Source organism: Pseudomonas sp. Marseille-Q5117, from assembly GCF_946901175.1.
GTDB classification, from domain to species: domain Bacteria; phylum Pseudomonadota; class Gammaproteobacteria; order Pseudomonadales; family Pseudomonadaceae; genus Aquipseudomonas; species Aquipseudomonas iranensis.
Genome location: NZ_CAMPPP010000012.1, coordinates 172,669 through 199,036, shown reverse-complemented (window position 1 = coordinate 199,036; position 26,368 = coordinate 172,669). Strand labels below are relative to the sequence as shown.

General features: G+C 62.2%; 26 protein-coding genes. 12 read left to right on the top strand and 14 right to left on the bottom strand.

From position 1 onward, the window contains the following. Nucleotides 1–136: 136 nt before the first annotated feature. Nucleotides 137–544 (bottom strand): response regulator, encoded by a 408-nt coding sequence (locus OC605_RS19325; RefSeq protein ID WP_262138847.1) that lies wholly within the window; start codon nt 542–544, stop codon nt 137–139. 70 nt (nt 545–614) lie between these two features. After that, nucleotides 615–821: a Flp family type IVb pilin gene (locus tag OC605_RS19320; RefSeq protein ID WP_262138853.1), complete on the bottom strand. Its 207-nt coding sequence runs from the start codon at nt 819–821 to the stop codon at nt 615–617. Nucleotides 822–1,159: 338 nt separating this feature from the next. Between OC605_RS19320 and cpaB the strand changes: the two genes are divergently transcribed. Genes cpaB through OC605_RS19280 form a run of 8 tightly spaced genes read left to right on the top strand, consistent with a single transcriptional unit; the run spans nt 1,160 to nt 8,607 of the window. Further along, entirely contained in the window at nt 1,160–2,101 is a 942-nt protein-coding gene (gene cpaB, locus OC605_RS19315; RefSeq protein WP_262138845.1) for a Flp pilus assembly protein CpaB, read from the top strand. A gap of 20 nt (nt 2,102–2,121) precedes the next feature. Next, nucleotides 2,122–3,339, top strand: coding sequence for a type II and III secretion system protein family protein (locus OC605_RS19310; protein ID WP_262138843.1), 1,218 nt, complete (start codon nt 2,122–2,124; stop codon nt 3,337–3,339). Beyond that, complete coding sequence (locus OC605_RS19305; RefSeq protein ID WP_137215905.1) at nt 3,336–4,526, top strand: CpaE family protein; 1,191 nt, start codon at nt 3,336–3,338, stop codon at nt 4,524–4,526. The genes OC605_RS19310 and OC605_RS19305 overlap by 4 nt, the downstream gene beginning before the upstream one ends. Further along, complete coding sequence (locus tag OC605_RS19300; protein ID WP_024011443.1) at nt 4,523–5,791, top strand: CpaF family protein; 1,269 nt, start codon at nt 4,523–4,525, stop codon at nt 5,789–5,791. Before OC605_RS19305 ends, OC605_RS19300 begins: the two co-directional genes overlap by 4 nt. 17 nt (nt 5,792–5,808) lie before the next feature. Next, a complete protein-coding gene (locus OC605_RS19295) occupies nt 5,809–6,693 on the top strand; it encodes a type II secretion system F family protein (protein WP_137215904.1) in 885 nt (294 codons plus the stop codon). 1 nt (nt 6,694) lies between these two features. Further along, complete coding sequence (locus OC605_RS19290) at nt 6,695–7,579, top strand: type II secretion system F family protein (protein WP_130909672.1); 885 nt, start codon at nt 6,695–6,697, stop codon at nt 7,577–7,579. Between the two features lie 23 nt (nt 7,580–7,602). Further along, nucleotides 7,603–8,325: a tetratricopeptide repeat protein gene (locus OC605_RS19285; RefSeq protein WP_016771841.1), complete on the top strand. Its 723-nt coding sequence runs from the start codon at nt 7,603–7,605 to the stop codon at nt 8,323–8,325. 9 nt (nt 8,326–8,334) lie between these two features. Beyond that, the gene (locus OC605_RS19280; protein WP_262138838.1) at nt 8,335–8,607 is read left to right on the top strand and encodes a DUF3613 domain-containing protein; all 273 of its coding nucleotides are present in this window, start codon (nt 8,335–8,337) and stop codon (nt 8,605–8,607) included. 112 nt (nt 8,608–8,719) lie between these two features. On the opposite strand, the gene OC605_RS19275 is transcribed toward OC605_RS19280, so the two are convergent. From OC605_RS19275 to OC605_RS19265, 3 genes are all read right to left on the bottom strand, one after another. Then, nucleotides 8,720–9,082: a DUF6124 family protein gene (locus tag OC605_RS19275; protein ID WP_262138837.1), complete on the bottom strand. Its 363-nt coding sequence runs from the start codon at nt 9,080–9,082 to the stop codon at nt 8,720–8,722. Nucleotides 9,083–10,172: 1,090 nt separating this feature from the next. After that, nucleotides 10,173–10,952: a response regulator transcription factor gene (locus OC605_RS19270; protein WP_262138851.1), complete on the bottom strand. Its 780-nt coding sequence runs from the start codon at nt 10,950–10,952 to the stop codon at nt 10,173–10,175. A gap of 106 nt (nt 10,953–11,058) precedes the next feature. Next, entirely contained in the window at nt 11,059–11,529 is a 471-nt protein-coding gene (locus tag OC605_RS19265) for a prepilin peptidase (RefSeq protein ID WP_262138835.1), read from the bottom strand. A 75-nt stretch (nt 11,530–11,604) separates the two neighbouring features. Between OC605_RS19265 and OC605_RS19260 the strand changes: the two genes are divergently transcribed. Beyond that, nucleotides 11,605–12,051 carry a TadE/TadG family type IV pilus assembly protein gene (locus tag OC605_RS19260; protein ID WP_024011435.1) on the top strand — a complete coding sequence of 149 codons (447 nt, stop codon included), beginning with the start codon at nt 11,605–11,607 and terminating at the stop codon, nt 12,049–12,051. After that, nucleotides 12,048–14,810 carry a PAS domain-containing sensor histidine kinase gene (locus tag OC605_RS19255; RefSeq protein WP_262138834.1) on the top strand — a complete coding sequence of 921 codons (2,763 nt, stop codon included), beginning with the start codon at nt 12,048–12,050 and terminating at the stop codon, nt 14,808–14,810. Before OC605_RS19260 ends, OC605_RS19255 begins: the two co-directional genes overlap by 4 nt. Here OC605_RS19255 and OC605_RS19250 read toward each other — a convergent pair. From OC605_RS19250 to OC605_RS19230, 5 genes are all read right to left on the bottom strand, one after another. After that, on the bottom strand, nt 14,795–16,792 hold the full coding sequence (locus OC605_RS19250) for a pilus assembly protein TadG-related protein (RefSeq protein WP_262138833.1): 1,998 nt from the start codon (nt 16,790–16,792) through the stop codon (nt 14,795–14,797). The genes OC605_RS19255 and OC605_RS19250 overlap by 16 nt on opposite strands. 226 nt (nt 16,793–17,018) lie before the next feature. Further along, on the bottom strand, nt 17,019–17,576 hold the full coding sequence (locus OC605_RS19245; protein WP_262138831.1) for a DUF4136 domain-containing protein: 558 nt from the start codon (nt 17,574–17,576) through the stop codon (nt 17,019–17,021). A gap of 41 nt (nt 17,577–17,617) precedes the next feature. Continuing rightward, on the bottom strand, nt 17,618–18,229 hold the full coding sequence (locus OC605_RS19240; RefSeq protein WP_122508643.1) for a DUF4136 domain-containing protein: 612 nt from the start codon (nt 18,227–18,229) through the stop codon (nt 17,618–17,620). Nucleotides 18,230–18,241: 12 nt separating this feature from the next. Further along, nucleotides 18,242–18,991, bottom strand: a complete 750-nt coding sequence (locus OC605_RS19235; protein WP_024011431.1) for a methyltransferase — start codon at nt 18,989–18,991, stop codon at nt 18,242–18,244. Further along, entirely contained in the window at nt 18,991–19,293 is a 303-nt protein-coding gene (locus OC605_RS19230) for a MazG-like family protein (RefSeq protein WP_186567280.1), read from the bottom strand. Before OC605_RS19230 ends, OC605_RS19235 begins: the two co-directional genes overlap by 1 nt. A gap of 243 nt (nt 19,294–19,536) precedes the next feature. Between OC605_RS19230 and OC605_RS19225 the strand changes: the two genes are divergently transcribed. Both OC605_RS19225 and OC605_RS19220 read left to right on the top strand, forming a co-directional pair. Beyond that, nucleotides 19,537–19,830: a hypothetical protein gene (locus tag OC605_RS19225; RefSeq protein WP_016771853.1), complete on the top strand. Its 294-nt coding sequence runs from the start codon at nt 19,537–19,539 to the stop codon at nt 19,828–19,830. Nucleotides 19,831–20,044: 214 nt separating this feature from the next. Next, nucleotides 20,045–21,394 (top strand): MATE family efflux transporter, encoded by a 1,350-nt coding sequence (locus OC605_RS19220; protein ID WP_262138829.1) that lies wholly within the window; start codon nt 20,045–20,047, stop codon nt 21,392–21,394. Between the two features lie 9 nt (nt 21,395–21,403). Here OC605_RS19220 and OC605_RS19215 read toward each other — a convergent pair whose 3' ends face one another. The 4 genes from OC605_RS19215 to OC605_RS19200 all read right to left on the bottom strand — a co-directional run bounded on the left by OC605_RS19215 (nt 21,404) and on the right by OC605_RS19200 (nt 26,277). Further along, nucleotides 21,404–22,195 carry a DUF4123 domain-containing protein gene (locus tag OC605_RS19215; protein WP_137215890.1) on the bottom strand — a complete coding sequence of 264 codons (792 nt, stop codon included), beginning with the start codon at nt 22,193–22,195 and terminating at the stop codon, nt 21,404–21,406. Continuing rightward, nucleotides 22,192–23,538 carry a type VI secretion system Vgr family protein gene (locus OC605_RS19210; protein WP_262138828.1) on the bottom strand — a complete coding sequence of 449 codons (1,347 nt, stop codon included), beginning with the start codon at nt 23,536–23,538 and terminating at the stop codon, nt 22,192–22,194. Before OC605_RS19210 ends, OC605_RS19215 begins: the two co-directional genes overlap by 4 nt. Before the next feature lie 233 nt (nt 23,539–23,771). Further along, nucleotides 23,772–25,685, bottom strand: coding sequence for an arginine decarboxylase (gene speA / locus OC605_RS19205; RefSeq protein WP_016771856.1), 1,914 nt, complete (start codon nt 25,683–25,685; stop codon nt 23,772–23,774). A 220-nt stretch (nt 25,686–25,905) separates the two neighbouring features. After that, nucleotides 25,906–26,277: a translation initiation factor Sui1 gene (locus tag OC605_RS19200; RefSeq protein ID WP_007914613.1), complete on the bottom strand. Its 372-nt coding sequence runs from the start codon at nt 26,275–26,277 to the stop codon at nt 25,906–25,908. Between the last annotated feature and the right edge of the window lie 91 nt (nt 26,278–26,368).

The following is a 26,368-nucleotide window of genomic DNA, read 5'->3' as shown; positions in this document are numbered from 1 at the left end:
TTTTTTTGCTTCCTTTTTTGAGGCTTTTTTAAAAAAAGTGAGTCGCCGTAGGGGCAAACCCGCCAGCCGCCACACCCGCAGCAACGGATATTCACCCGAAACCCCACCAACACGGTCGGCCCAAAGGCCGCCGAGTTCACCCAGCCTCAACCCGAGGCTTGGGAAACAAATTATCGAGAGTCTCCAACAACCTGACGTGATAAATCGGCTTGCGAAAAAGATCCAGCACCTGCAACCGCAACATATCGCTGACATCCTCCATATCCGCATGTCCCGACATCACAATCACCGGCAAATGCGCCCGCGACGTATGCTCACGTAATCGCCTGATCAGCGACATGCCCGACTCCTCGGGCATACGCAGATCAGTAATCACCAAAGCAATATCCGGATGCCGGGTCAACAGATGCAACGCCAGCTTCACCGACGTCGCGGTATGACAGGTAAACCCCTCTCCCTCCAGCAACTCCGCCAACTCCAGCAACGCGTCTTCTTCATCATCAACCAGAAGCAGTTGTTGGCGGGACGACGAAGACGCGTTCATAGGCAATACCTGAATACTGAAAGGTAAATCCAGTGTAGTGCGATATCAGCCAGATGCAGTGTTCACAAGATCAAGGCGTTGGCCGAGTCACAGCCGTACCATCGAGCGAGGTCAGAATATTGTTGAAGATCGCCAAGACCCTGTCTCCAAGCGGAGTGACGAACGCCACAACCACCACCGCCACCATCGCCACCACAATCGCATACTCGATCGCCGAAGCACCCTCTTCACTGCGGGCAAACGCGCGAGCCTTGGCGATCACACAATCAAAAGTCATACGAAACATAGGTCCACTCCTTCGCGCCTCTGGCGCCGACATCACCACCGCGGCAAGGTTCCACCGTGCCACCTGAGCATTGTCAACAAACCCCCGCCCAACAACTGTAAGAACGCATTAATCACAAAGCATTAATCCCATCGTTTTTCCGCCGTTTCCGGCTGTCAGCTGGCCAGAGTCATACTTTGGTACGGTTATTTCGCCTGTCATTAATGGCGCTTTTGCTTGGATCAGCTAGCTTGGAAATAGCGAAATAGTTGCATGTTCATAGCTGCCGAAGCAGTCCGCCTTTCGCAAGCAAATGCAATCGGTTGTGCAGCAGGAAAGGGAGAGCCGTCATGAACAGTCGCGTCACCATGGGCCTAGCCGCGTTGCTGTTGCTCGGCGCGGTTTTTGTCGGTTACTGGGGGCTGGTGCTCAGTCGTCAGCCGGCCCCGGTCGCCGAGGCGCCCGTCGCCCCAGCGGTCAGCATTGAACAGACTGTCGCGATTGCCGAAGACCAGACCCGCCAACCGGTAGTAGTGCTGCTCCACGATGTAGCGCCGTTCACGCCGTTGACCGCCGCCGATGTGACCGTGGAAAAACTGCGCAGCGCGCCGGCCGGCAGCCTGACCAGCATTGAACAAGCAGTCGGCCGCACACCTTGGCGCCACCTCAGCGCCGGCACCTGGCTGAATGACGAAAGCTTCCAGGCTGGCGGTGCGCTGGCGCGGATGATTCGCCGCGACGAACGCGCGCTGACCGTGGCCGTCGATGAAGTGATCGGTGGCGCCGGGCAGTTGCTGCCGGGCGATTACGTTGATGTGCTGCTGTATCTGCGCGAGGACGCGAGCAATCTGCAGCAGTCGGCGCAGATCGCCGTTCCCGCCCTGCGCGTGCTCGGGGTCGGCGATCAGTACGGCCTGACCAACGACGGCCAACCGGCTTCCCCCAACCTCAGCGCCGAAGAAAAACTCAAACAGGACCAGCGCCGCATCGCCGCGCGGACTGCGGTGCTGGCGGTGCCGGAACAACTGCTCAGCCGCCTGATGCTCGCCACTCAAGTCGGCACCTTGCGTCTCGCGGTGCGCAGCAGTGAAGAACAGCGGCTGGCCAAATATTGGGCCGGCGAAGCGCAATCACCCGCGCACCTGGATCGCGCCAACAGTCAGCTTTTCCAGTTCACCCAACTCGCCCTGGGCAGCGCACAAAGAGCACCTGCCACCGCCAGTGCCGGCGCGGCGCCCAAGCCTGCGGTGGAAATCATTCGCGGCAACCAGATCAGCCAACAAACCCCATGACTGCGCAAGGATTCACGTGCATGCAGAGTCGACTCAGACCGACATTGAAACCGGCGCTCCGGGCCTTGCTGTTGTTGGGATTGACGATGGATACCGCCCTCGCGGCGGTGGGCAATTGCTCGGCACTGCCGCGCCTGCCCTCGGTGATCGAAATCGGTGAAGGCTTCCAGCAGGACATGCAGTCACCGGTGGCAATCACTCGGCTGGCAGTGGGCGATCCGAAAATTGCCGACGTGCATGCCAATGGCGGTTCGTCCTTTTTGCTCACGGGCGTCGGCCCCGGCGCGACCAGCCTGATGGTCTGGACTGCGTGTTCGGCGCAGCCGCAGCAAGCCATGGTCTTCGTCCAGGGTGCGGCGACCACGGCGCTGACCAGCAGCGTGCCATCGGACGATCCGACCCTGCCGTCGCAGGTGCAGACCGACATCCGCTTCGTCGAAGTCAGCCGCACCAAACTCAAGGAAGCCACCGCGTCGCTGATCGGCACGCGCGGCAATTTCCTGTTCGGTTCGCCCGGCACGCTGCCACCGATCGACGGCGTGCCGCAGCCGCGCCTGCCGGTGGATAACTCGCTGTTTAATTTCTCCTGGGTCGGCGGCAAGACCATGGCGATCATCAACGCCCTGGAAACCAGCGGCTTCGCCTACACCTTGGCGCGGCCGAGTTTGGTGGCGTTGAACGGGCAGAGTGCGAGCTTCCTGGCCGGCGGGGAAATCCCGATTCCGGTGCCCAGTTCCGGCAGCGACAGCGTGTTGATCGAGTACAAGGAATTCGGCATCCGCCTGACCCTGACGCCAACCATCATCGGCCGCGATCGCATCGCGCTGAAGGTCGCCCCGGAGGTCAGCGAACTGGATTTTGCCAACGCGGTGAACATCGCCGGCACCACCGTTCCGGCGTTGACCATCCGCCGGACCGACACCAGCGTGTCGCTGGGTGATGGCGAAAGTTTCGTCATCAGCGGTTTGATCAGCACCACCAACAGCTCGCAGGTGAACAAGTTTCCGGGCCTTGGCGACATTCCCATCCTCGGGGCTTTTTTCAAGGGCTCGCAGATCAAGCGCGAAGAGCGCGAACTGCTGATGATCGTCACCCCGCATCTGGTCCAGCCACTGGCGGCGGACGCGCGACTGCCGTCGTTGCCGGGGGAGAAACTGCGCAATTACGACCCGAATTTCTACCGCATGTTCTTCCTCGAGAACGGCAACTTCGACAAGCGCAGCGGGTTGTCGCAATGAACCAGAATCTCAGTCAGACCTTCCTCGCCATCACCCGCAACAGCACCGATCTGGAATGGCTGCAAAGCGCCCTCGCGCCACTCGGCCAGGTCATCAGCGCCGGTGCCGGCAGCCTCGACGAATTGCTCGCACTGGTCGATGTAACGTTCGCCAGTCTGGTCTTCGTCGGTCTCGACCGCGAGCACGTCGTGGCGCAGAGCGCGCTGATCGAAGGTGCGCTGGAAGCCAAGCCGATGCTGGCGATTGTTGCGCTCGGTGACGGCATGGACAATCAGCTTGTGCTCAATGCGATGCGCGCCGGTGCGCGGGATTTTGTCGCCTATGGCTCGCGTTCCAGCGAAGTCGCCGGGCTGGTGCGGCGCTTGGGCAAACGCCTGCCCGCCGTCACTCCCAACACCCAGCTCGGCGGGCTTACCGTTCTGTACGGTGTGCAAGGCGCGTCGGACGGCGCCTTGATCGCCAATCACATGGCCATGGTCGTGCAGAAAAGCGGCCAGCAAACCCTGCTGCTCGACCTCGGTCTGCCGCGTGGCGACAGTCTGGCGCTGTTGGGTCTGGAGAGTTCGTTTCACTTCGGCGACGCCCTGCGTCATTTGCGCCGGCTCGACGCGACGCTGATCGACAGCGCTTTCACCAGCGCCGAGCACGGCCTGCGAATTCTTGCTTACGCCAACAGCGACGAGCCGCTGGAATCCACCAGTGCCGCCGAGCTGTACATGCTCCTCAGCGCCCTGCGCCAGCACTTCCAGCACATTGTCGTGAACCTCACCGGGCAGGCCGACAGTGAGGCGTTGCGCACCTTCGTCAGCCATTGCGACAAACTGCTGTGGTACACCGACCAGAACGTCCTCAACTGCCGACGCAACCTCGCCGTGCTCAACCAGTGGCGCGAGAAAGGCATGAAACTCGAGCATGGGCGCTTGCTGATCGATCGCTACCTGAGCAACGTCGCGCCGGATGCCGAAACCCTGGGCAAGACCTTCAATCTGGAAGTCATCGCCGTGCTGGCCTTCAGTCCCGACGTGCGCCTGAACGCGAAAAACCAGGGCGTCAGCCTTTTCGAACTGGCGCCCCGGGAAAAACTCACCCAGAGCCTGCGCGCCCTCGGCGAGCGTCTGGCCAAGCGTTCCGAAGGCCTGAGCAAACCGAAAGTCACCTGGTTCGACCGTCTGCGAGGCCACTCATGAGCGCAGAAAAACTCTTTGGCGCGACGCCACGCGGAGCGATCGGCAACAGCGATCACGAAGGCCTGAAACTAGTCCTGCACCGCTACATCATCGACGCCATCGAGGAGTCAGGAAAAAATCTGCTGGAAGGTTCACGCCAGCAACTGGCGCAGTTCGTCACCGACAAGGTCGCCGAATACATCGCGCGCTTGCACCTGGCGATCTCGCGCTACGAGATGGAGCGCCTCGGCGAGGAAATCGTCGACGAACTCACCGGATTCGGCCCACTGGAAGTCCTGCTGCGCGACCCGTCGGTGACGGAGATTCTGGTCAACGGCCCGCACCGGGTGTTCATCGAGCGCGACGGCGTACTGCATCAGAGCGATCTGCGTTTTATCGATGCGCATCACGTCGAGCGGGTCATGCAGCGCATTCTTGCGCCGCTCGGGCGCCGCCTCGATGAGTCCTCGCCGATGGTTGATGCGCGCCTGCCCGATGGCAGCCGGGTCAACGCGATCATCCCGCCGATCGCCCTCGACGGCCCGTGCCTGTCGATCCGCAAGTTCCGCAAGGACATGCTCAAGAGCACCGACCTGATGGCGATGCAGACCATCGATCTGGCGATTTTCGAATTCCTGCAGAACGCCGTGGGCAGGCGCTGCAACATCCTCATCAGTGGCGGCACCGGCACCGGCAAGACCACGCTGCTGAACATCCTCAGCCAGTTGATCAACCCGCACGAACGGCTGGTGACCATCGAAGACGTCGCCGAGCTGCAACTCGGCCATCCGCATGTGGTGCGTCTGGAAACCCGTCCCCCCAACGCTGAGGGTCATGGCGAGGTCAAGGCCAGCGACCTGATTCGCAACGCCCTGCGCATGCGTCCCGACCGGATCATTCTTGGCGAGATCCGAGGCGTCGAAGTGGTCGACGTGCTCACCGCAATGAACACCGGCCACGACGGTTCGATGAGCACCGTGCACGCCAACAATGCCCAGGATGCGCTGCTGCGTCTGGAGACGCTGGTGGGCCTGACCGGGCGCTCGATTGCCGAACGCACCTTGCGCCAGATGATCTGCGCCGCCCTCGACGTGATTATTCAACTGACACGCATGCCCGATGGCCGGCGCTGCGTCAGCGAAGTGGTGGAAGTGGTCGGCATTCGCGAGGATGTCTACGTCACCAACACCCTGTTCCGCCTCGACCGTCGCACGGGCTTTGGCTTTGTGCGCGAAGCGGTCAACCCGGCCGGCGACAAGCTGCGCCACGACGCTCACCTGGGCTGACGGCGAGGAGCACGCAGATGCTGGGACCGATCATTCTTATCGCCATCTGCCTGATGCTGCTCGGGCTGTCGATCTATCTGTTCCTGCAAGGCCTGCGCAAGACCGCGACGGAAAAGGTTCTCAACCGACTCGCCGCCGGGCAACCGCAACTGGTCGTCGAGCAGACCAGATGGGTGGGACTGGAACGCATGTTTCTACGTGCGGGACTGGGTTGGCTGAGCGAACGTCTCGGACAATGGCTGAGCCTGTGGGCAGCAGCGATGGCAGCAGGATTTTTAACCGCGAGCTGGGGCGGGCTGGTGCTCATGCTGATTGCACCACCCGTTGCATTGCGGCTGTTCATCGCCGTCCGCTACCGCCGACGGATCCGCCGCATGATCGAACAACTGCCGCAACTGCTCGACTACACGGTGCGCAGTCTCAAGTCCGGGCGCACGCTGAGCGATGCGGTGCTGGGCGGCATCGAGGCCAGTGAAGACCCCTTGAAAGCGGCCATGGGCCGGGTGCAGCGCAACGTGCAACTGGGGGTGAACCTCCCCGATGCGGTCAACGATTTTGCCGAACTCTACGAGCAGGACGAACTGCGCATGTTCGCCCTCGGCCTGAAGGTCAATCATCGCTACGGCGGCAATGCCAGTGAGCTGCTGGAGAACCTGATCAAACTGATCCGCGAGCGCGACCAGGGCGCGCGGCAGTTGCGCGCGCTGACTGGGGAAACGCGCATGACCGCTTGGGTTTTGGGTTTGCTGCCGCTGATTCTGGTGAGCTACTTCATGCTGACCAACCCCGGCTACATGCTCGGCATGTGGCACGACGAAAGCGGCCAGACCATGCTGCTCAGCGCCGCCGCGTTGCAGGTGCTGGGCAGTCTGGCGCTGTGGCGCATGTTGCGGAGCGTTTGAGATGGTCTGGCTCGCGGCGTTGCTGTTGCTGCTCGGTTCGCTGTTATTGCTGGGCAATCACCTGCTCACCGAGCGCCGCCGCGTGCGACAGGTGCATCAGCGCTTGCACGGCCAATTGGTCCGGGAAAACCGCTTCGGCCACTGGCTGCGCGCGCTGGGCAACAGCCGTTTCGGCCGGGGCTCGGTGAGCATCGACAGCGAAACCCAGACCCTGCTCGGCCGCCTCGGCTGGCGCCGCGCCAACGAACGCGCGCTCTTCGCCGCCTGCCAGATCGGCACGCCGCTGCTCGCCCTGGGGCTGGCGATCTTTTTGCAGGAAGTGTTTTTTCCACAGACCAGCCACCGCTGGATGGCGCCGATGTTTGCTGCGGGCGGCGGTTATCTGCTGCCCAAACGCCTGCTCGCCTACGCCGCCGCCCGCCGGCAGAGAACCATCGCCGTGGAAATCTCCACGTTCATTCCGCTGCTGCGCATCCTCTTCGAATCCGGCATGGCGGTTGAACAAGCCCTGCGCGTGCTCAGCGTCGAAGCGCAGAAACTGCTGCCGGAGCTGACCAGCGAACTGCGCCTGATCCTCAGCCGCGTCGACTCCGGTCTGGAGCTGGGTCAGGAGCTGAACAAGACCGCGGTGATGCTCGCGGTGGACGAATTCACCGACACCTGCGTGATCCTCCAGCAACTGATCCATCAGGGCGGCGGCGCGATGAAATCACTGCTGGCGCTCAAGCAATTACTGGACGACCGACGCCTGACGCGGCTGCAGGAATACATCTCGAAAATGTCGGCGAAGATGTCGGTGGTGATGATGCTGTTTCTGTTTCCCGCCCTGCTGATCGTACTGGCCGGCCCGGGCTTCACCGCCATTGCCCGCGCGTTCGCAAACTGACCTTGGCTCATGGAGAGCGTTTGATGAAAGTACTGATAGTCATGGCAAGTCTGTTGCTGCTCAGCGGCTGCGCCACGGATGGCCAGGCGCCGTGGACCTCGCTGCTGTCGCCGTCCAGCTGCAGCAAACTCACGTCGGAGCAGGAGCTGTCGCTGAACCTCGCCGATGATCTGGCCAGCGACGGCAAGCTCCACGCCAGCCTCGCCAACCTGCAAAGCCTGCCGGACAACCTCAGCGAAGTGCGCCTGCGCAAAGCCAAGGTCTATCGCCTGCTCGGTCGCAGCGAAGCCGAGCCGCTCTACCGCAGCCTGCTCGGCGGCTGCCTCACCGCCCAGGCCGAACATGGCTTGGGCCAGGTCTACGCCGCCCGTGGCGACAACGGCCAGGCCCAGGCCCACCTGCAACGCGCCGCGCGCCTGGCGCCCACCGACGAAAAAATCCGCAATGACCTCGGCGTGGTCTACCTCAACCAACTGCGCCTCAACGAAGCGAAATTCGAATTCCTCACCGCCATCGAGCTGAGCCAGAACAATCAACTGGCGACGCTGAACATGGTCACCCTGCTGCTCTACCAGAACGACTGGCCGCAAGCTGCGGAAATCGTCAGCCGCTCGAAACTGACCCCGGAACAATTCACCGAAGCGCAGCAACGCGCAGAAAAGCTCAAAGCCCCGGCCCACGCCAAAGCCGCACCCGGCGACCGCGTCGCCGCCTTCATCGACCCCCTACCGCCGACGCTCGAATAGGAGACAGCCATGACCATCCGCAAAGGCCTGTGCTACCTGCCCCTGCTCACCCTGCCCCTCACCGCCCACGCCATCGACACCGGCCCTGCTTCAGCGCAACAACAGGAAACCGAAGGCTGGCTGGTCCTGCAAAGCCGCAACAAAGCCGCCTCGCCCAAACCGCAAAGCGCCACAGCCACCGAACGCGAACTGGCGATGCAGCGCTGGCTGAAAAAATACCAATACGAGATCCCGGATTTTTACGATCCGGATGCGGGCGGGAAGATCGAGAGCAAGAATTAGTTTGGTGGAGCCCTTGAAGGCCCCTTCGCGAGCAGGCTCGCTCCCACAGTTTGCAATGCATTTCCCCTGTGGGAGCGAGCCTGCTCGCGAAGAACGATAACGCCGTCGCAGGTCAGGTCTGCGGATCAACCCGATCCAGCGCTCGATTCACGGCTAGCTCGGCCAGCATGACAATCTGCTGAATCGCCAACGCCGTGCTGCGCTGAAACCCGCTCAACTCGCCAGCGAAATTACTCGCCATCGCACTCGCTGACGCCAGCGACTCACAGGCATGCGCCAACAAGCTTTCGGTATCGACATTGGGCACCACCATGAACAGCGCGCTGGGCGGGTGCGGTTTTGCGGGTTCGGGGCAGAGATAGAAATCGAGCGCGCGTTTTATCGCTTCGCGGTTTTTCACAAGATCGTCGGCGCGCATGGCGTCTTCGAGCGGGGTGGCGGGGGATGGGGGTGGGTCTGGGATCAGTTTGTCCATTGAAACGGCTCTCCAAAATCTGCGGTGCGACCCAATGCCATTCTCACGGGGCAAATGGTGGCAACTGTATGCGGGGTGAGAATACCGGTTATGGACACCCGGCCAGACCGAAGTCTGCCCGCACACAGCCGCCATGACACATTGCAGACAGCGGACAAGCTGGCGGCGATTATGCGTGCACAGATACTGGATGACCATAAGTAGCAGGGTTCTCACACCCGATCGCCGAAGATTCGACGACAGCCAGAGACTAGTGACCCGACGTCCGACGGACAACCTGAAAACCTTGTGGGAAGGTTCTGGCAAATCAGACACAGATTTAAACAATCAAAACCAAAAGCACCCTCACCCTAGCCCTCTCCCAGAGGGAGAGGGGACCGACCGAGTTGTTTGGGCGAAGTACACCGACCTGAAATACCGAGTCGAATACAGATTTTGAAGCAGATCAAAAGCACCCTCACCCTAGCCCTCTCCCAGGGGCGAGGGGACCGACCGAGTTGTTTGGGCGAAGTACACCGACCTGAAATACCGAGTCGAATACAGATTTTGAAGCAGATCAAAAGCACTCTCACCCTAGCCTTCTCCCAGGGGCGAGGGGACCGACCGAGTTGTTTGGGCGAAGTACACCGACCTGAAATACCGAGTCGAACACAAATTTTGAACAACCCGCAAATCGGCTCCCTCTCCCTCGGGAGAGGGCTGGGCGGGCGGCGTTCCGATGAGGGGCGAATCCAGCGCATAACAAAAGCCAGACACCGCATGCTTTTCACCACTCAACAATGAGCGCAAGCTCGAGTAGCTTTTGATCTTGATCTGGGAGCCCGTCGGCAGGCTGAGTGGAGGGATTGATCCGGGAGTGGGAGCGCAGCGACCGTCTGGCGCAGCCAGACACAGCGGAAGGAGGTGCAGCGAAGCAAACCGTAGCCGCTGCGCCAGGATCGATCCCGGAGCGAAGGAACACCGAGCCCCAGCGAGGGGCCGAACGTCAGGGCGCAGACCTTTTGGTTCCTTTTGGGGCGTTTGCCAAAAGGGACTCGCCGTAAGGGCGAAACCCTAAGAAGCCGTTACCGCAGCAACGGATATTCACCGATTAATGCGCCGTAACCCGCTGCCGCCCAGCAGACCCACTGGGCGACAAAGCCAAAGCCAACTGCGTCCGATTATGCATATGCGTCAACCGCAACACCTGCGACACATACAACTTCACCGTGTTCTCGGTAATCCCCAACTCACAGGCAATCTGATAATTGGTCTGCCCCTTGCCCACCAACCGCGCCACGTCCAACTGCCTGGGCGACAACTGACTGAACACCGCCGGCATCTCCACGGACTCAGGCTCACCATCGGCCAGCACCGGCACGGGCGAGCGCCGCACCTTGTCCAGATCCTGATAAAGGTCATCAATCGACTCGGACAAAAACTGCAACTTCTGATTCAAATGCCCCAGATGCAGATTCTTCTGCCGCTCCTGCAAAGCCAGTTCCTGGCGCTGCACACCCTCAAGCAACTCTGCCAGATCGATCGGCTTCTGATAGTAATCGGCAATCCCCGCGCGCAACGCCTTGATCACATCCTGCTTGTCGGCGCGCCCGGTGAGCATGATCGCTTCGAACACCCGCTGCTTGCCGGCCAGCCGCTGCAACGCCTGGATCAACTCGATGCCGTCCATGTCCGGCATGTGCAAATCACTCAGCACCAGACCGATGCCCGGGTCCGCCCTGAACAGCTCGATGGCTTCAAGACTCGAGTCGCACGGCACGCAACGGTAGCCACTGCTCTCGAGAAACTCACAGAGTTCTTCGACGATCAGCGGCTGATCATCGACCACGAGGATTTTTACCGGATTAGGCTTGTTCACGAACCACTCCATTTGCTCGGCCAACGCTGACGATTCCTGCACTTTGGTGGCGTATTCGCCTGAATTGAAAGTAGACCCACTTTCCGACTATGTACATAGGACTAGTGGCACCCCGCGATCAGGTGATCCAGTACAGCGAAAGCACTACCCCTACCCACACGAACGGCGCAAATGGCAGCTTTTTTGACTTGTCCGGGGCCAGATGACGCACATGCTCTCTAACCCCTTGAGCCATATAAGGCCAGACTTTTGGCGCGAGCAGCAGCCACAGCACGCTGGCCACGCCCGCGCCGATAAACGCGCCAAGAACGAATATGCCGTTCGTCGCAAGACCCAGGGCTGTCATTAATTTCACATCGCCGGCGCCCATGCGGCCCAAGAAATAACCCGGCAGCGTCAGCAGCAGAGCGATCAGGCAGGCCCAGCCGCCCTGCCCCGCGTCGGCGCCCAGCCAAGTAGTGCCAGTCGCCAACAACCAGACCAACGCCAGCGCGCCGACGCCTAACGTCAAAGCATTGGAAATTCGCCGCTGCCCGGCATCTTGCGCGGCGCAGATCGCCAGCCAGATCAGAACAAGGGAAATCTGCATCCGCTGAAAGCCGTCCGTTTTGCCTGATTGATTCTATGCTGATACTACGCAGTGACTGTCAGGGTAGACGCACGCATGAAAAACGGCTTTCGCAGGTCGCAAAAAGGTGCGGTGGCGATCGAATTCGCCTTGGTGTTCATCATCTTTTTCGCAGTGTTTTACGGGCTGGTCAGCTACGGCCTGCCCTTCGTGATGATGCAATCGTTCAACCAGGCCACTGCCGAGGCGGTGCGCCGCAGCGTTGCGGTGGACCCGACCACGCCGAACTATTCGACGGTGGTGGTCAACACCGCCAATGCCGCGCTGACCCAACAACTGCAATGGCTGCCCTCGGCCTTGAATCTGGTGGTCGGCACCGACACCAGTGCAGCGTACGACGCGGGGACTGGCACCCTGACCGTCAGCGTCAATTACCCGGTGAGCAAGCTCAATCAGATCATGCCGTTTCTGGTGCTGCCCGGGATCGGCACGGTGCCCAATCTGCCCACGCACCTCACCGCTCGCTCGAGCCTGCAATTTTGACCGCCGGCGATAAGTTTTTCGGGCGCTTGCTCATGCGCGCCCCCACCGCAGCCCACGACTTGCCGGACCATCTCGGCGCGCCGCCGATCGGCCTGCATTTTTATCTGGACGGCAACGGCGATGTGTTGCAGATCGCCGGCCCGCTGCGGCATTTGCTCGCCCAGCACAAACCCCAGGGTCAGCCGCTGCCGCTCAGCGCCTATCTGCTGCCGCACAGTCTGCTGACCATCGAAGGTCAGCCGAGGGACTGGCAGGGGCAACTCCTCGATCTCGACTTTTCCGGGCTCAATGGTCAGCCCCTGCACCTTCGCGGCTGGGTGCAGCCACTAAACGATGGCTGGCAACTGCAGATGCTCGACATCGCCGACCTGTTGCTCGAACGTCAGCAAGCGCGCGATCGCGACGCCTGCCAGACCCTCGCCGCGCAGGTCAGCGATCGTCTGCGCACGTGCAGTCTGACGCGTCTGCCGACGGTGCTTGGTGAACAATTGCAGGCCATCGCCCAGCGCTGGCACATCCCCTGTCTGGCAGTGGCGCTGCTCGATGAACAGGCCCAGGGCTGGCAGATTCATCAACAGTTTCGCGGCCACGATGCCCCGCAACTGTGGGAGGAAGGCCAGCTGCTGGGCACGCCGCTGGACAGCCTCAACGGCAGCGCGCCGCAACGTCTCGCCGGCCCGCAGGGCCGCTATGAACATTCGCGATTGCAGGCCACGTTCGGCAACGCCAACGGTTTCGCCGTGCCCTACAGCAATGACCAGGGCGTGGTCGCCTGGCTGCTCTGCGGGTTTTATACGGTGGACAACGTGGCGCCATGGCTGACCGATCGTGACTGGCTGACCCTGGCCGGCGCGCTGGCCGGGCCGCTGCTCAGCCGCTTGCGCGAGCAGCGCCATGTGCAATCGATGGAGCGCCTGGACTCGCTGCAAAACCTGCTCGGCACTGGCTGGTGGGAAATCACTGCCGAAGAGCAGATTGCGCTGGCGCCGACGCTGGCCTTGGCACTGAATCTCAGCGATCGCCTGCTGCCGGTAGAAGACTGGCTGTCGCTGTTTCATCCCGCCGACCGCGACGAGTTGCGCAGCCGTTTGCGCGCCCTGCAACTGCAAGGAGAAGCGCTGACCCTGAGCGTGCGTCTGCACCGCGCGGAGGTCGGCGCAGCAGCGACGTGGTACCGGATTCAGGGCCAGGTCAGCGGCACCGGTGAGCATCGGCGTCTGGTCGGGTTCATGCTCGACATCAGCGACATCCAGAATCAACAACAGCGCGCCGCCGCCGCCCATGCGCGGCTGGATAATCTGATTGCCAGTTCACCGGCGGTGATCTACGTGCAGCGCTATGCAGAAGGCGCACTGGTTCCGGATTTTTTCAGCGCCAGCCTGCAACCCTTGCTGGGCTGGACGCTGGAAGATTGCGATGCAGCAACACTGGTCGAGCACGTCCATCCCGACGACCGTGAACTGTATTTCCAGCGCAACCGCCAGTTGCTGCGCGAAGGTTCGGTGCGTGCGCGTTATCGCCTGCGCGACAGCCGTGGCGACTATCACTGGCTGCTCGATGAGGCAAAACTGCTGCGCAATGATCTCGGCCTGCCGGTCGAGGCGGTGGGCCTGTGGCTGGACGTCACCGAAGCGACGCTTGCCGCCGAGCAGGTGCGGCAGAGCGAGGAGCGCTACCGGATTCTGGTCGAGGACTCGCCGGCGATGATCTGCCGTTATCGCCCGGACCTGACACTGATCTTTGGCAACCGACCGTTGGCGACTTATCTGGAATGCACCCCGGAACAACTGCCCGGGGTTGATCTGGGTGGCTGGATGTCCGAAGAACAGCGCGGCGCTTTTGTGCAGCGCCTGAGCCAACTGACACCGCAACAGCCAGTGAGTACAGCGGAAATCAGCCTGCAATTGCCCGGACGCGAACACGCCTGGTGGGTCTGGTCGGATCGCGGCGTGTTCGATGAGCAGGGACAGTTGATCGAAGTGCAAGCGGTGGGCCGCGACAACACCGAGGTGCGCCGCTCGCAACAGCAACTCACCCAAAGCGCGAAAATGGCCACCCTCGGCGAAATGGCCACCGGCCTTGCCCACGAGATCAATCAACCGCTGAACGTCATGCGCATGGCCATCGTCAACGTGCTCAAGCGCCTCGGCAACGGTGATGTGCAGGTCGATTACCTGACCGACAAACTCAACCGCATCGACGCTCAGGTTCAACGCGCGGCTAAGGTGGTCGACCACATGCGTGTGTTCGGCCGGCGCTCGGAAATCGAACAACAGTTGTTCAATCCGGCCCAGGCCATCGAAGGCACCCTGTCGCTACTGGCCGAAGGCATGCGCGGCAAAGGTGTCGATCTGCGCATCAGCGAGACCGGTTTCGAGGCGCAGGTGCGCGGCTACGTCGATCAGTTGGAGCAGGTGCTGATCAACCTGATGGTCAACGCCCGCGACGCCCTGCTTGGCAAACGCGATAACGACACAGCGTTCAAACCGTGGATTTCGATCTACGCCGAGCGCGACGAGGAAAGCGTGCGGCTGTGGGTCGAGGACAATGGCGGCGGTATCGATCCGCGTTTGCTGGAGCGGATCTTCGAGCCGTTCTTCACCACCAAGCCGATCGGCGTCGGCACCGGCCTGGGCCTGTCGGTGAGCTACGGCATCATCGCCAACATGGGCGGGCAATTGAGCGTGCGCAACTCCACGGAGGGCGCACGGTTCTGCATCGAATTGCCGATTGCCACGGATGATCAGATCACCAGATAGGCCTTGCCGGTCTGCCCGCAGGTCATATTGGCGCCCACCTCGGTGTTCATCAGATTGATGCCCAGGCCTTTGAGCAGATTATTCAACAACGGGTCGAGCAATGGGCTGATCAAACCGGTGACCACTGGCAACAAGCGGTTGCTGACGTCGCTGATCAACGAAGCCACCCCGGTGACGATAGCGCCCAGCGGATTGCTGCCCACGGGTTTGTAGACGATCAGGTTGATGCCCGACAGGGTGTTCGCCAGGCTGCCGACGATGTTGCTGGTCGGCGCGGCCGGCAGCAGGCTCGGCGGCAGTTTCAGATTGGCCGGGGTGGCGAAGGGTGTGGTGCTGGAGAACAGCAGATTCTGCGTGGTCTGCGCGACGCTGGTGTCGAGTTTGAGGGCGATGCCGCCCGCGCCGTATTGCACGTGGGAGGCGGCATCGCAACTGCCGATGCCGAGAATCCTGTGGCAGGTGATGATGCCGAGATCGACCAGCGGCAACGGCGCCACCGTTGGTTCGGCGACTGAGGAAAACGCCGCGACGGGATCGATCTTGCCGAGCTTGAGATCAGCGAGAGAGGTCGTGGTGGTGGCGGTCAGGCTTTTGCTGCCGCTGTCGCCGGTCGGGCAGCGGTAATCGGTGACATAGCTTTTCGCCCCGCCGGCATCCAGCGCGATGTCGATCTGCGGTGAGGGCAGCAGCTTCGGATCGAGCTGTTGGCAACCGGCACCCAACAGGCAGAACACTGAATTGATTGTGTCCACCAGATTCAGGCTCAACAGCGCGTTGAGCGTCGGCGTCAGCGTACCGACCAGGCCCAGCACCGCATTGGTCAGACCCGTCACCCCCGAGAGCACCGGCAGATTCACCGACAGCAGCGTGCGCACCTGCGCAGTGCGCACATAAATCCGGTCCGGTCCCAACGGATCGGCCTTGGCCCGCGCCGGATCACCAATCGCCGAGAACTGCGGCGGCTCGATCACCTTCACCCGCACCGTGACACCGGCCAGCCCCAGCACGTTGACCGGCAAGGTCGCCGCCACCGCGCTCTTGCTGTTGGCCAGTTGCACCACGCCCTGCACCAGTTGCAGCAATTGCAGATTGGCATCCAGCCCCGCCGCCGTGGTGCCGGTTTGCAGCTGCAGGATCTCGCCGAGTCTGACCGGCGCCGCATTGATGGCGGCGGCCTGCAACTGGCCCAGCGCGGTGACCACTTGCGCGGTCGCGCCGTTGAGTTGCACCACTGTCGCGGCGGCCTGGATCAACTGCGTCACCGTCGCCTGGGTGTTGAGCAATTGCGTGTAGTTGCCGGCGCCGACGTTGAGGTCGATGGCCAGTTGATCGAGGTATTTGAGCAGGTTGATATCGGTGTGCAGCAAGCCGTCCCAGCCCACCGCCGAGAGGTTGACGTTGCCGCCGAGCACCCCGGAAAACAGCGGATTGAGGATGTTCGACTGCGCCGTGTCGATGCTGGCGAGGGTGCTGCGAATATTCAGTTGGGCGACGGTCGGCTGCGGTTTCGCGGCAACTGCCGACGCATTGAGTGTGGTATTGAGGCTGACCGGCGTGGCACTGAACAGCGCCTGCACACCACCAGCAAAACTGCTGGTGACCGTACGACTGGCAGCGACTTTGACTGCGCTTGATTGCGTGGCATCGACAGTGAAACTGCGCACACCGCTGGCAGCGGTGGCCAGGGTGCCGCAGGTGGTCGCGAGCGTATTGGCGGCATCCACCACGTAGCCATTGCGCAGCGCACTTTGCCCGGCATAACTGGCGGCGGTCAGCCCGGGCAGGCAATTGCCACCGCGACTGACCGCTTCGAGGGCGGCGGTATCCACCACCCGCTGTAATTTGCGCTGTTCCATGTACAGGCGACCGCTGTCGACCACCAGCAACATCATCACCAGCGCCAGACTCAGGGTGGCGGCTGCCATCAAGCCGATCGCCCCGCGTTGCCGGGCCGGGCCGTTGCCTTGCGATCCTGGCGACATGGCGCACTCCTTTGCCGGCGCAGTGCCGAGCGCTACCTCCGTTAATGAAAAAGAGTGTAGACGCGGTCGGTCGAGAGTGCCGGCGTCGCGCCATTCCTGTCACCACCGCCACTGTGGGAGCGAGCCTGCTCGCGAAAGCGTCGTGCCAGAGGATTCAATGCTGAATGACATACCGCCTTCGCGAGCAGGCTCGCTCCCACAGGGACGGTGCCCGCTTCAGAGCGGTTCAGCGCGGTGGATAGTTGGCCAGAATCCGTACGACGGTCTCGCGAATGGCATTGCTGCGGTCAGCCGGATTCGGGTGGTTGCTGAGCATTTGCTCATCGCTGCCACGCCAGACCAGTTTGCCGTCCTTGCCGTCGAGCAGGTCGATCTGAATGGTCGCGACCTTGTAGGTGATGTTGCGCGTTTCGTTGTACATCGGCGCGCCCCAGTAGCCGTTCCACGGGCCACCCCAACCGCCGCCGTAATTGGTCGTCACCTGCTGCTGCCGGTCCTCGACGATCAGGTAGGTCTGCACGCTCAGATCACCTTTGCCGCCGCCGGCAGCCGGGCGCAAACCGCGCTGATCGAGTTGATCGGACACCGCCTGGCGGATGCGCTGTTCGGTGAGGTCGCTTTTGATGCGCGGATCATCGGGGCGATATTGCAGGGCCGGGTCTTTCCAGCTCCAGCTGCGATAAGCGGCAAAGTCGCGGCTGGCGTCGAAATCGTGATTGACCTGATTGGCGGCGCAGGCACTGAGCAGCGCGGCAACAGCGAGTAGAGCGAGACGGCGGAACATGATTTTTCTCCGGGTGAAGACATGAACCTGCTGACACGACGTCAGCTGGGAGGATACGCCGCCATGGCTTTTTCCACAGCCTCGCGGATCGCATCGGCGCGTTCGATCTGATTGCCCTGGGTGCCGGTCTCGGCGCTGGCGCTCCACACTGGCTGACCATTGCCGGCATCGAACAGATCGACCCGCACCACCACGACCTGCTCCTGATAAGTGCGCGTGACCGGCACGCTGTTGTACATGCCGTAACCGCGACCATAACGATCATAGCCGCCGTATCCGCCGTAGTAGCCGTAATCATCGCGCACCTGACGCAAACGGGTTTCCAGACGCAGGTCGGCGCTGACCAGCAGGTCGGCCGGGCGGTTGTCGCGCATCGGCCGCAAGCCGCGTTGGTCGAGGGCGTTGCTGACCGCCTCGGCCACTTGCGCCGAGTCAGCCCACGCCGTGCCCGGCGGCAACTGCCCGTCGCGCCAGGCCCAATTGCGGTAGCGTCCGTAATCCCGCGGCGGCGCCGGGTAGGCGCTGCGGTCGAAGGTGGTGGCGGCTTGCGGCGGTGCCGGCGGCAACGGCCGTGACTGGGCCACGTAGGGGTTGCTGCCTTGGCAAGCGGCCAACCCCAGACTTATCAGCAATAACCCGCATCGAGCTTTCATGTCGCGCTCCGCTCAGATCGGCCGGCAGATCCAGTGCAAGTAACGCCCAAGCCCGGCGAAGCCTGGGTGACGACGGTGCGCGAGCTCCATTTCCAGCAAGTCCGCCAGTTCGGCGCGGGCCTGGAATTCCACCGGCATGTAATCGTGAAATACCCGTACGCCGCTCTGACTTTCGACCTGCCACATTCCAGCGAGTTGCGTTGCCAATTCCCGAGGGTCGAGAGGCTGCTGCGGGGTCAGGCTCTGCTTCTCGCCGGCCATGACGTTCTTGCGCATTTTCTTGAAATGGCCCTTGAGCAGATTGCGATAAATCAGCGCATCACGGTTGTAGAACGCCAGCGACAGCCAGCCGCCGGGCTTGGTCAACTGGTGCAGCACCGGCAGGATCGCGTGGGGCTCGGCGAGCCATTCCAGCACGGCGTGGCAGATCACCAGATCGTAGGGCTCGGTGAGCTGACCGGGCAGTTCCTGCCACGGCGCCTGAATGAACGTAGCGGTGTGTCCGGCTTCGGCAAAACGCTGGCGCGCACCCTCGAGCATCGGTTCGGCCGGCTCGGTGAAGGTGACGTCATGGCCGCGCTCGGCCAGCCACAGCGACATGTGCCCAAGGCCCCCGCCGATATCCAGCACGCGCAGCGGACGATCCGGCAAAGCCTCGGTCAGATCGGCCTGCAATACCGCGAGGCGAATCGCGCCTTTGGCGCCGCCGTAGATTTTTTCCGCGAAGCGCGTGGCCAACTGATCGAAATGACGGTCGCTCATCAGCTGAACCGCCGTTCGCTGTCGGCGAGCTTGGCGCGCACCACTTCATTCATGTCCAGACCCAGTTCGCTGCACAGCAGCAACAAGTACAAGACGATATCGCCGACTTCCTGCCCGGCATGCGCGAGTTTTTCAGCCGACAACTGGCGCGACTGGTCTTCTGTCAGCCACTGGAAGATTTCCACCAGCTCGGCCATTTCCACGCTGGCGGCCATGGCGAGGTTTTTCGGGCTGTGAAATTGCCGCCAGTCATTGCGGTCGCGAATGGCGTGCAGGCGTTCGGTCAGTTCTACAAGGTTCATCGGGCTCTCCTGAAGACGCATAGCTTCGGGGGGATGCGGGCTGAAGGCAAGCAGCGCAGATGATCAATTGTGGAGCGAGCCTGCTCGCGAAGGCGGTGGATCATCCAGACCGGATTTGCCTGACACGCCCCCTTCGCGAGCAGGCTCGCTCCCACACATGATCCGGGCAAACCTTCTATCATGCAGGGAACTCGGCCGCCCTCGGCGTGGCCCAAGGCTCAGCTCTTTCATCGGGATGCACACATGCGCGTAGAAAGCTTTTTCGAATGGCTCGGCCAGGCACTCGGTTCGGTCATCCGCTTTATCGTCGATGGCCTCAGCGGCCTGTTCAATATGCTCAGCAATGCCGGCAGCAACTTTGTCGACGGCCTGGCGCAAACGCTGGGGATGGATACTTCGATCATCAGCATCATCGCCCTGATCGTTGGCCTGATGCTGCTGTGGTCGGCGATCCGGGCGTTCATGAACGCGTCGATCATTGCCGGGATCATCTGGTTGCTGCTGGGGTTGTGGTTGTTGAGCTGGATTATTCACTAGCGCTTCAAAAGCCCCTCACCCCAGCCCTCTCCCGGAGGGAGAGGGAGCTGACCGCGTTGCTTTGAAATTCTCCACCGACCTGGAATATCGAGTCGAACTCACGCTTGAGAGCGACGAAGATCGGCCCCCTCTCCCTCTGGGAGAGGGCTGGGCGGGCGGCGTTCCGATGAGGGTGTTTCTGCCGCTACAATCCCCGCTCCCCCAAGGAGCCTGCATGTCCTCTCTGATTACCGACTGGCGCGACCGCCCGACTCACCGCAAGGTCTGGGCACTCGCCGCGCCGATGATTCTTTCCAATATTTCCGTGCCGCTGGTGGCGCTGGTCGACAGCACTGTCATTGGCCACTTGCCGCATGCCCATCAGTTGGGCGCGGTGGCGGTCGGCGCGAGTCTGTACACCTTCCTGGCCTGGGCGATGGGTTTTCTGCGCATGGGTACCACCGGTTTCGCCGCCCAGGCTGCCGGGCGCAGCGATGGCGCGGCGTTGCGGCAGATTCTCTTGCAGGGCCTGCTGCTGGCGATGGGGCTGGCCGTCGTGCTCGGCACTCTTGGCGTGCCGCTCAGCGGCGTTGCCCTGCACTTCATGCAGCCGTCGACGGAGCTGGAGCTACTGACCCGGGAGTTTTTCCACACGCGCCTGTTCGGGCTGCCCGCCGCGCTGGCGACGTATGCGCTGGTCGGCTGGTTCCTCGGCACGCAGAACGCCCGAGCGCCGCTGGCGATTCTGCTGAGCACCAACCTGATCAACATTGTGCTCAATCTGTGGTTTGTCATCGGCCTGGACTGGGGCGTGGTCGGCTCGGCACGCGCTTCGGTAATCGCCGAATGGAGCGGCGCCCTGCTCGGCCTGTGGCTGACGCGCACGGCGTTACGCGCCTATCCGGGGCAGATCATCTGGTCGGCGCTGAAAATCTGGCAGAGCTGGCGCCCGCTGCTGGCGGTCAACCGTGACATCTTCATCCGCAGCCTCGCCCTGCAATCGGTGTTTTTCCTGATCACCGTGCAAGGCGCGCGGCTCGGCGATGCGACCGTTGCAGCGAATGCGCTGCTGCTCAACGGCCTGCTGCTGACGGCCCATGCCCTCGATGGCCTGGCACACGCCGTTGAAGCGTTGTGCGGGCATGCCATCGGCGCGCGGGATCGCCTGGCCTTGCGTCGATCGCTGGTGGTGGCGGGCGGCTGGTCGCTGATCGCCAGCCTCGGGTTCGCCGTGCTGTTTCTGCTCGCGGGGCACCTGTTCATCGAGATGCAGACCGATATCCAGAGCGTGCGCGACACGGCGTTCGTCTATCTGCCCTACCTCGCCGTGCTGCCGTTGATTGCGGTCTGGAGCTACCTGCTCGACGGTTTGTTCATCGGCGCCACCCGCGCGCGGGAAATGCGCAACGGCATGCTGCTGACGGTGCTGCTGTTGCTGCCATTCGCCTGGTTCTTGCAGGCCTTGGGTAATCACGGCCTGTGGATATCTTTTCTGCTGTTCATGGTCTTGCGCAGCGTGACCCTAGGCGCGCAAGCCCTGTGGCTGAAACGCAGCGATGGCTGGTTCAGCGGCAAGGCTCACTGACGGCGTCAATCACTCCGCCGCGCCCCACTGCCGACGCAGAAAGTCGAGCCGTTCCGGCTGGGTCAGACCGGCCGGCGGCACGACCAGCACCGCGCGCGGATTGAGCAGGCGCAGCCACAGCCAGCCATCCAGCACGGCGCGATCACTGAAACCCAGTGCCAGGCCTTGTTGCACATGCACAGAAATCGTCTGGTAATCGACGCTCAGGGACTGGCACCAGCGCCAGATATGTTGTTCCAGCAGACAGGTTTGCAGGCGTTCGCGCTGGCGCCGGGTCAGGCTTTCTTCGATGCCCAGCGGTTCGACGAGCAGGCCGGGATTGCGCAGCTGTTGCCAGCCCTGACTGCCGATGGCGCGGTCGGCCCAGGTGCCGCCAAACCAGCGCAACTGACGGATCGGCCCGAGCCAGCGGCTCAGTTGCGTGGCGTCACAGGCATCGAAGAAGTAGCTGGCGGTCTGGCGGTTGTAATAGCTGAGCAAGGCCCGGTGATTCAAACCGAACGAGACGGTAAGCATGCGCTGCAAGTGGCTGAGCAGCTGCTGCGCCGGTATCTCGCAGCTCAGCAACAGGCCGCGCCAGGTGTCCGGATCGCGCAGACACAGGGCGGTCAATGCCGGGCTCTCGCGCAAATCGACGAGAACCGGTCCGTGCTCACTGACCGGTTGAAATTCGGTGCCGTCGAACAACCGGTGACGCTGCACATCGGCGAAGCCCTGGCGCAAGGTCAGCAGGGCGCGTGCCGCGTCCGGGGTATCGAGCAACAGCCATTGCGCCATCGGCTCAAGCGCCGCGCCGCTCATCGTGCGCTGCTCTGATCGAGCGCGGTGAGCAGCCGGCAACTGCACACGGACTCGGCGCAGTGGTTGAAGCTGCCACCGCCCGGCATCAGGCACAGCAACAGCAACGGCTCGCCAGACTGCAACGATTGCTGCAACCCATCGCTCACCAGCAGTTCTGGGAGCGATACCGGTTCATCGTCCTCGACCGCAGCCTCTGGCAACACCGAGGGCTGGAGCACGCCACTGACCACCGGCTGATCGGGATCGCCCTCAAGAAAACTCACCACCACTTCCACGCCATCGGCGAGTGCCGCCGAGGGCAGCTCGTTCAGGTCAGGCGCGAGGGGCAGCCAGCAATGGCTCGGCGCTGCGCCTTCGCCCTGGTAGAGCCAGTCGAATTGCACCGCCACCGGCCGCGCGCGATCCGGCTGCGGCTCATCGACGCTGACCACCCAGGCTCGCTGCAAGCTGTGCATGCGCTGCTTGGACTGCGCAGCGGCGGGCACACAGACGGGTACCCGCGCGGCCGCGAACAGGCGATTGCAATAGGGCGATTCGAGAGACTGATCGGCCCGATGCTCGATGCGGGTCAGCAACCATGGGCGGTTGCATTCGAGGAAAGGATGGCCGTCCAGCGGCAACCACTGACCACTGCGCAAGGCTGGCAGATCACTGTGGCCTTCGGCATCGGGGCCTCGCTGGCTGGCCTGCGAGTCTTCCCGCAGTCGCCATTGGCGGACGGCTGGAGCGACGCCATGCTGGTCATGCTCGCCCTGATAGTGCGCGACGTCTGCATGGGGCATCCGCGTCGGATCATCGCCGAACACCAGGCAGTGCCTGTCGCGGTGATGTTCGAAGTAGTAGTGAATGCGCGCCTCTGCGCACAGACGCTGAAGCAGTTGCAGATCGGATTCGCGGTATTGCGTGCAGAAGGTGCGGGCCGGGTAGTCGCGGTGCAACTCGTAACGTCGTTGCAGGCCGACGATGCCATGTTCGCGCAGCACCTGTTCGATGATCTGCGGCACGCAGCGGCCGCTGAAGATGCGCTGGCTCAAACGCAGGTCGAGGCAGTCGAGCCTCGGCCCGAGACGTACTCGGCACAAACGCAAGCCATGGCCGTGCTCGTGCTGGACAAGGCTGTGCAATTGCCCGTGCACACCCTGGTCGGGCGCGCCGAAACACAGGAACGCGGAACGGTGCAGCAGGCCGGCGAGATCCAGATGCGGATCGTCGATCACCACATCGATCTCGAAGGCGAAGGGTTCGCTGAGCGCTTCCCTTCCGGTAAAGGCGAGAACTTCGAAGGGGTCGGACAGGCCCGCTACATCGAGACGAAACGACGGCTCGTTGACTGGATCGAACATGGGCGGATCTCTACAGGAGGGGCGGCCGGGGATTCTCGCCGAGAGGCATGGCCGAGTAGAGAGGCGAAGTACAACTTAGGAAATGACCTACGCGAAAAGCAGACCAGATGAGTTTGCTGACCGTGATAGCACAGGTTTTCGAGAAAAAATCAGGAGATGTCCCACCGGGTTGTCCGACTTTTCCACAGCTTGCGGAAAAAAATCGGACAACCCGGGCGGAACGCTATCGGGTCTCAGGAAGACAGATAGGAGGAGCGGGTCAGGCCCAGACGCAAGGCATCGAGGAACTGCGTGCGCTCGCTGGCACTGATGCGGGCACTGGCGCACTTGTCGCGGTAATGGGTCATCAGTTCTTCCGGCGACAAGTGCACGTAACGCAGCATGTCTTCGATGGTGTCGTGGGTCTCGATACCGGCGTGGTACACGCTGCCGTCGGCGTTCTGGTAGATGTTCACCGAATCGGTGTCACCGAACAGGTTGTGCATGTCGCCGAGGATTTCCTGGTAGGCGCCGACCAGGAACACGCCCAGCAGGTAATCTTCGCCTTCATTCAACGCGTGCACCGGCAGGCTGGTTTCGATGCTCTGCTCGTCGACGTACTGGTTGATCTTGCCATCGGAGTCGCAGGTCAGATCCTGCAGCACCGCGCGGCGCAGCGGCTCTTCGTCGAGGCGATGCAGCGGGATGATCGGCAACACCTGATCGATCGCCCAGGTGTCCGGCAGGCTCTGGAACACCGAGAAGTTGCAGATGTACTTGTCGGCCAGCTTGTCGTTGAGTTCGTCGAGCACCTGGCGGTGCGAACGCTGACGCGCCTTCAACGAGTTGTGCAGGCGCCGGCAAACAGCGAAGTAGCATTGCTCGGCCAGGGCCTTTTCCGCCAGGGTCAGCTTGCCGTCGGCGTACTGCGCGGCGACGTCGCTCATGTAGTGGGTGGCGCGCCAGTAGGTTTCGGTGACCATTTCGATGTCGGTCGGGCCGAGCAGATCGACCAGCCACTGCACGGTTTCCGGCAGGCTTTCCTTGTTCTCGATCAGCGGGATTTCGTCGTTGTGTTTCTCGACGTCGGTGACCTGCACCACCAGCATTGCGTGGTGCGCCGTCAGCGAACGACCACTCTCGGAGAAAATGTGCGGATGCGGCAGGCTCTGCGCGTCGCAGAATTCCTTGAGCATGCCGACCACGACACCGGCGTAGTCGTCCATGTCGTAGTTGATCGAACTGGCGTTGCGCGAGTGGGTACCGTCGTAGTCGACACCGAGGCCGCCGCCGACGTCGATGTGATCGACCGGCAGACCGAGGTTGCGCAATTCGCCGTAGTAACGGATCGCTTCCTTGAAGCCGTGCTGGTAGTCAGCGAGGTTGGCGATCTGCGAACCCATGTGGAAGTGCAGCAGGCGGATGCCCTGATCCAGGCCGGCGCCACGGAAACGCTCGACCACCGACAGCAGCTGTGCCGCCGACAGACCGAATTTGGATTTCTCGCCACCGGTGTCCGCCCATTTCGACGAGGCCAGCGACGACAGGCGCACGCGCAGACCCACCTGCGGCTTGACCTTGAGCGAGGCGGCTTCTTCGATCACCAGGCCGACTTCGGATTCTTTCTCGATGACGATGAACACGTTATGGCCGAGCTTCTGGCCCATCAGCGCCAGCCGGATGAACTCGCGGTCCTTGTAACCGTTGCAGACGATGGTGCCGCCCTTCGGCGCCAGCGCCAGCACGGCCAGCAGCTCAGGCTTGGAGCCGGCTTCCAGACCGATGGAGACGTTCTGGGTGGCGATGATGTTCTCGATCACCGCTTCCTGCTGGTTGACCTTGATCGGGTACAGCGCGGTGTATTTGCTCTGGTATTCCAGGCGCTCGATGTTCGAATCGAAAGCGCCGGTCAACTGACGGACACGGTCTTGCAGGATGTCGGGGAACCGCACCAGCAGCGGCAAGGACAAACCGCTCTTGCGCAGTTGGTCGACTTGTTCGAACAGGTCGATAGGCGAGCTGCTCGGGCCGTTCGGACGTACTTCGACGCGACCGGCTTCATTGATCGCGAAATACCCGGCCCCCCAATGGCGAATCCCGTAAACGCTGCGGCTGTCCGCAACTGTCCATTGGCTGCCATCGTCTTTACGTGTGCGTCGTACGGACATCGAAGTCCCCTATAAAGAAGTCAGAGTGCGTCGCCTGACGTTCAGGCCGGCGCAGTCTAAAGAATGAAAATGACGGTTCGTCAGTGCGGCGGTAGACCGCACTGACTGCGTGGAGTTTAGAAACCGGTCATGAACAGGCTCTGTGAAAACCATGGCGACGACGCCGGATCCGAGAACACTCGAAGCCGGATCAAGCCGCCGGAGGGTTTCACAGAGGCTGCTAGCCGCCGGACTTCTTCGCTTTGAAACCGTGCTTGATCAGCTCTGCCAAGAGTAGCTCGACGTGATCGCCCTGGATTTCGATGATGCCGTCCTTCAGCGCCCCGCCGGTGCCACAACGTTTCTTCAACGTCGTCGCCAGCTCCTTGAGCGCGTCTTCGGCCAGGGGCACGCCGGTGATGGTGGTCACCGTCTTGCCGCCACGCCCTTTGCTTTCGCGACGCACGCGGGCAATGCCGTCACCGGCCGGGATCACGGTTTGTTTGCAGATACAGGCGTCCACCGGCTTGCTGCATTCCGGGCAATGACGACCTGCGTCGGTGGAAAATACCAGGCCGCCCAGGGCGGCGAAGGATGCGGCTTTCTTGGCCACCGGCAATCCTCTCGGGAGGACAAAGACTGATCGCAACCTTGGGCAAGGTCAGCGACCGCGAAGCCCCACTCAGGCAGGGGCAGCGCTACTG

Excerpts from the sequence above, each read along its gene's own strand:
- OC605_RS19325 (WP_262138847.1), bottom strand. The coding sequence starts at position 544 with ATGAACGCGTCTTCGTCGTCCCGCCAACAACTGCTTCTGGTTGATGAT.
- OC605_RS19320 (WP_262138853.1), bottom strand. The coding sequence starts at position 821 with ATGACTTTTGATTGTGTGATCGCCAAGGCTCGCGCGTTTGCCCGCAGT.
- cpaB (WP_262138845.1), top strand. The coding sequence starts at position 1,160 with ATGAACAGTCGCGTCACCATGGGCCTAGCCGCGTTGCTGTTGCTCGGC.
- OC605_RS19310 (WP_262138843.1), top strand. The coding sequence starts at position 2,122 with ATGCAGAGTCGACTCAGACCGACATTGAAACCGGCGCTCCGGGCCTTG.
- OC605_RS19305 (WP_137215905.1), top strand. The coding sequence starts at position 3,336 with ATGAACCAGAATCTCAGTCAGACCTTCCTCGCCATCACCCGCAACAGC.
- OC605_RS19300 (WP_024011443.1), top strand. The coding sequence starts at position 4,523 with ATGAGCGCAGAAAAACTCTTTGGCGCGACGCCACGCGGAGCGATCGGC.
- OC605_RS19295 (WP_137215904.1), top strand. The coding sequence starts at position 5,809 with ATGCTGGGACCGATCATTCTTATCGCCATCTGCCTGATGCTGCTCGGG.
- OC605_RS19290 (WP_130909672.1), top strand. The coding sequence starts at position 6,695 with ATGGTCTGGCTCGCGGCGTTGCTGTTGCTGCTCGGTTCGCTGTTATTG.
- OC605_RS19285 (WP_016771841.1), top strand. The coding sequence starts at position 7,603 with ATGAAAGTACTGATAGTCATGGCAAGTCTGTTGCTGCTCAGCGGCTGC.
- OC605_RS19280 (WP_262138838.1), top strand. The coding sequence starts at position 8,335 with ATGACCATCCGCAAAGGCCTGTGCTACCTGCCCCTGCTCACCCTGCCC.
- OC605_RS19275 (WP_262138837.1), bottom strand. The coding sequence starts at position 9,082 with ATGGACAAACTGATCCCAGACCCACCCCCATCCCCCGCCACCCCGCTC.
- OC605_RS19270 (WP_262138851.1), bottom strand. The coding sequence starts at position 10,952 with ATGGAGTGGTTCGTGAACAAGCCTAATCCGGTAAAAATCCTCGTGGTC.
- OC605_RS19265 (WP_262138835.1), bottom strand. The coding sequence starts at position 11,529 with ATGCAGATTTCCCTTGTTCTGATCTGGCTGGCGATCTGCGCCGCGCAA.
- OC605_RS19260 (WP_024011435.1), top strand. The coding sequence starts at position 11,605 with ATGAAAAACGGCTTTCGCAGGTCGCAAAAAGGTGCGGTGGCGATCGAA.
- OC605_RS19250 (WP_262138833.1), bottom strand. The coding sequence starts at position 16,792 with ATGTCGCCAGGATCGCAAGGCAACGGCCCGGCCCGGCAACGCGGGGCG.
- OC605_RS19245 (WP_262138831.1), bottom strand. The coding sequence starts at position 17,576 with ATGTTCCGCCGTCTCGCTCTACTCGCTGTTGCCGCGCTGCTCAGTGCC.
- OC605_RS19240 (WP_122508643.1), bottom strand. The coding sequence starts at position 18,229 with ATGAAAGCTCGATGCGGGTTATTGCTGATAAGTCTGGGGTTGGCCGCT.
- OC605_RS19235 (WP_024011431.1), bottom strand. The coding sequence starts at position 18,991 with ATGAGCGACCGTCATTTCGATCAGTTGGCCACGCGCTTCGCGGAAAAA.
- OC605_RS19230 (WP_186567280.1), bottom strand. The coding sequence starts at position 19,293 with ATGAACCTTGTAGAACTGACCGAACGCCTGCACGCCATTCGCGACCGC.
- OC605_RS19225 (WP_016771853.1), top strand. The coding sequence starts at position 19,537 with ATGCGCGTAGAAAGCTTTTTCGAATGGCTCGGCCAGGCACTCGGTTCG.
- OC605_RS19220 (WP_262138829.1), top strand. The coding sequence starts at position 20,045 with ATGTCCTCTCTGATTACCGACTGGCGCGACCGCCCGACTCACCGCAAG.
- OC605_RS19215 (WP_137215890.1), bottom strand. The coding sequence starts at position 22,195 with ATGAGCGGCGCGGCGCTTGAGCCGATGGCGCAATGGCTGTTGCTCGAT.
- OC605_RS19210 (WP_262138828.1), bottom strand. The coding sequence starts at position 23,538 with ATGTTCGATCCAGTCAACGAGCCGTCGTTTCGTCTCGATGTAGCGGGC.
- speA (WP_016771856.1), bottom strand. The coding sequence starts at position 25,685 with ATGTCCGTACGACGCACACGTAAAGACGATGGCAGCCAATGGACAGTT.